This is a genomic window from bacterium (genome assembly GCA_040755795.1).
In the GTDB taxonomy this organism is placed as follows: Bacteria; UBA9089; CG2-30-40-21; order CG2-30-40-21; family SBAY01; genus JBFLXS01.
The window spans coordinates 1-2,517 of record JBFLXS010000514.1 but is presented as its reverse complement, the minus strand read 5'-3'; the positions used below and the strand labels follow the sequence as shown (position 1 = coordinate 2,517).

Here is a 2,517-nt window from a genome sequence, read left to right as displayed (position 1 = left end):
GAAAAAGAGGTAATCCGTAGCATTGGGGAAGAGAAAATACAAAGAGATCTTATAAAACTTCTTGGTAAGGAAAAGATAAAGAAGATGTTAGAGGAAAATTAAGCGAATTAGTAAATTAAACAAATTAGAGATTAGAGAATTGGATGAAAATGAGAGGATAAGAAGACCAAAGACTAAAAACCAAAGACAGACTTTAATTATGTCCGAAATTAAAAATTGGTGACTAATTACCAATGAGCAAAAAGAAGGAGAAAATAGTTATGACTAACAATAGTGCTTTGCTTGCCTGGGTTGATGAGATGGCAAGGTTATGTAAGCCAGATAGTATTCACTGGTGCGATGGGTCTGAGGAGGAAAAACATCGCCTGACAAAAGAAGCCATTAAGACTGGTGAATTAATTGAACTGAACCAAGAAAAATTACCAGGCTGTTTTTACCACCGCACCGCCCTTAATGATGTTGCTCGAACAGAAAACCTGACCTATATTTGCACATCCTCAAAGGAAGAGGCAGGACCAACTAACAACTGGATGTCGCCAGAGGAGGCTTATAAAAAAGCTGGTGAGATATTTAATGGCTCGATGGTTGGACGGACAATGTATGTCGTGCCATTTTCAATGGGTCCTGTCGGGTCTCCTTTCAGCAAGATAGGCGTAGAATTAACCGACAGCATTTATGTTGTCTTGAATATGCGGATTATGACCCGAATGGGAAAAGTGGTGCTTGATAAATTAGGAGAATGGGGAGAATTTACCAGATGTTTGCATTCTAAGGCTGACCTGGATATTAATCGTCGACTTATCTTACATTTCCCGGAGGATAATACTATCTGGAGTGTGGGCTCAGGATACGGAGGAAATGTCCTGCTCGGGAAAAAATGTTTAGCCCTCCGTATTGCCAGTTATTTGGCGAAAAAAGAAGGCTGGCTGGCAGAACATATGTTAATTATGGGCATAGAGTCACCTAATGGCTATATCGAATATATTGCCGCCGCATTTCCAAGTGCCTGTGGTAAAACCAATCTGGCTATGCTTATTCCACCAGAGGGATTAAAGAAAAAAGGTTATAGAATCTGGACTGTAGGTGATGATATTGCCTGGATGCGAATTGATAGTGATGGGGCATTATGGGCAATTAATCCGGAAGCAGGATTTTTTGGCGTCGCACCTGGCACTAATTCTCAAACCAATCCAAACGCAGTGGCTATGATTCAAAAAGATACCATTTATACAAATGTTCTTCTTAAACCAGATGGAACGGTATGGTGGGAAGATGGAGATGGTCAAGTTCCTGATGAAGGAATGGACTGGCAAGGGAAACCATGGAAACCAGGGATGGTTGATAAAGACGGTAATGCGATTAAAGGTGCTCACCCTAACAGTCGTTTTACGGTGCCCATCGCTAATTGTCCTTCCGCCAGCCACCGATTAGAACATCATCATGGAGTGCCAATCACGGCTATTATCTTTGGTGGAAGACGGGCACATTTAGCCCCATTAGTCTACGAGGCATTTGATTGGGAGCATGGAGTTTATATGGGAGCAACTATGGCTTCAGAACGGACTGCGGCTCAGTATGGAAAGCAGGGAGAAGTTCGCCGCGACCCAATGGCTATGTTGCCCTTTTGTGGTTACAATATGGCTGATTATTTTGGTCACTGGCTTAAAATGGGACGCCAGATGACAAAGCCACCAAAGATATTCCATGTTAATTGGTTTAGAATGGACGATGGTAAATTCCTCTGGCCAGGCTATGGTGAAAACCTGCGTGTTCTCGAATGGATTATTGACCGCTGTAACGGTAAGACATCAGCCAAAAAAACCTCTATTGGTTATGTCCCTACTCCAGAAAGCCTTGATATGACTGGTCTTGACCTACCTTCAGAGATTATAGACCACCTCTTCGAGGTAAATCCACAGGACTGGCTTGAAGAAACCAGAAGTGTTGCAGAATTCTTTAACCAGTTTGGAGACCGACTGCCACAGGCTCTTTGGGATGAACACGACGCACTTTGTGAACGACTCCGGGAATCTCTGGTAATTGGAACTTAATTACCATTCATCAGTTACCATTTAGCAAGAAAACTTTCGGATAAAAAGTAAGATGTAAAAAGTGGAAAGTCCGAAGTTAATATAAGAGAAATCAACTTCCTTTCTTACTTCTCACTTCCTACTTAAAAAACTGGAGGTGAAGAAAAAACTCTGGATTTGAGAAAGCTAATAAAATCAACGCTCGTAAGCGTTCAGGTGGTGTAACAAAAGGAGATGTGGAGATTAAGGAGATAGGGAGATATTATTAAAAAAATTGAAATTAATAGAAACTAATAGAAATTTATGGAAATTTGTTGTTTTCCACAATCAATTTCTACCTATTTCTATAAATTTCAATCTATTTTGTAACTATTCAGCTTCCATTTTTTTCCTTTTAACACTGAAAGTGTTAAATTTCACATAACCGTAGATATAATCTACGGAAAAAGACTCGTGAGCACTACTCGACCCTGAAAGGGTCGAATTT

1 protein-coding gene is annotated in these 2,517 nt (G+C 40.6%); it reads left to right on the top strand.

The features are described from left to right. Positions 1 to 233 precede the first annotated feature (233 nt). Positions 234 to 2,051: a phosphoenolpyruvate carboxykinase (GTP) gene (locus AB1414_19095; protein ID MEW6609519.1), complete on the top strand. Its 1,818-nt coding sequence runs from the start codon at positions 234 to 236 to the stop codon at positions 2,049 to 2,051. Positions 2,052 to 2,517 lie beyond the last annotated feature (466 nt).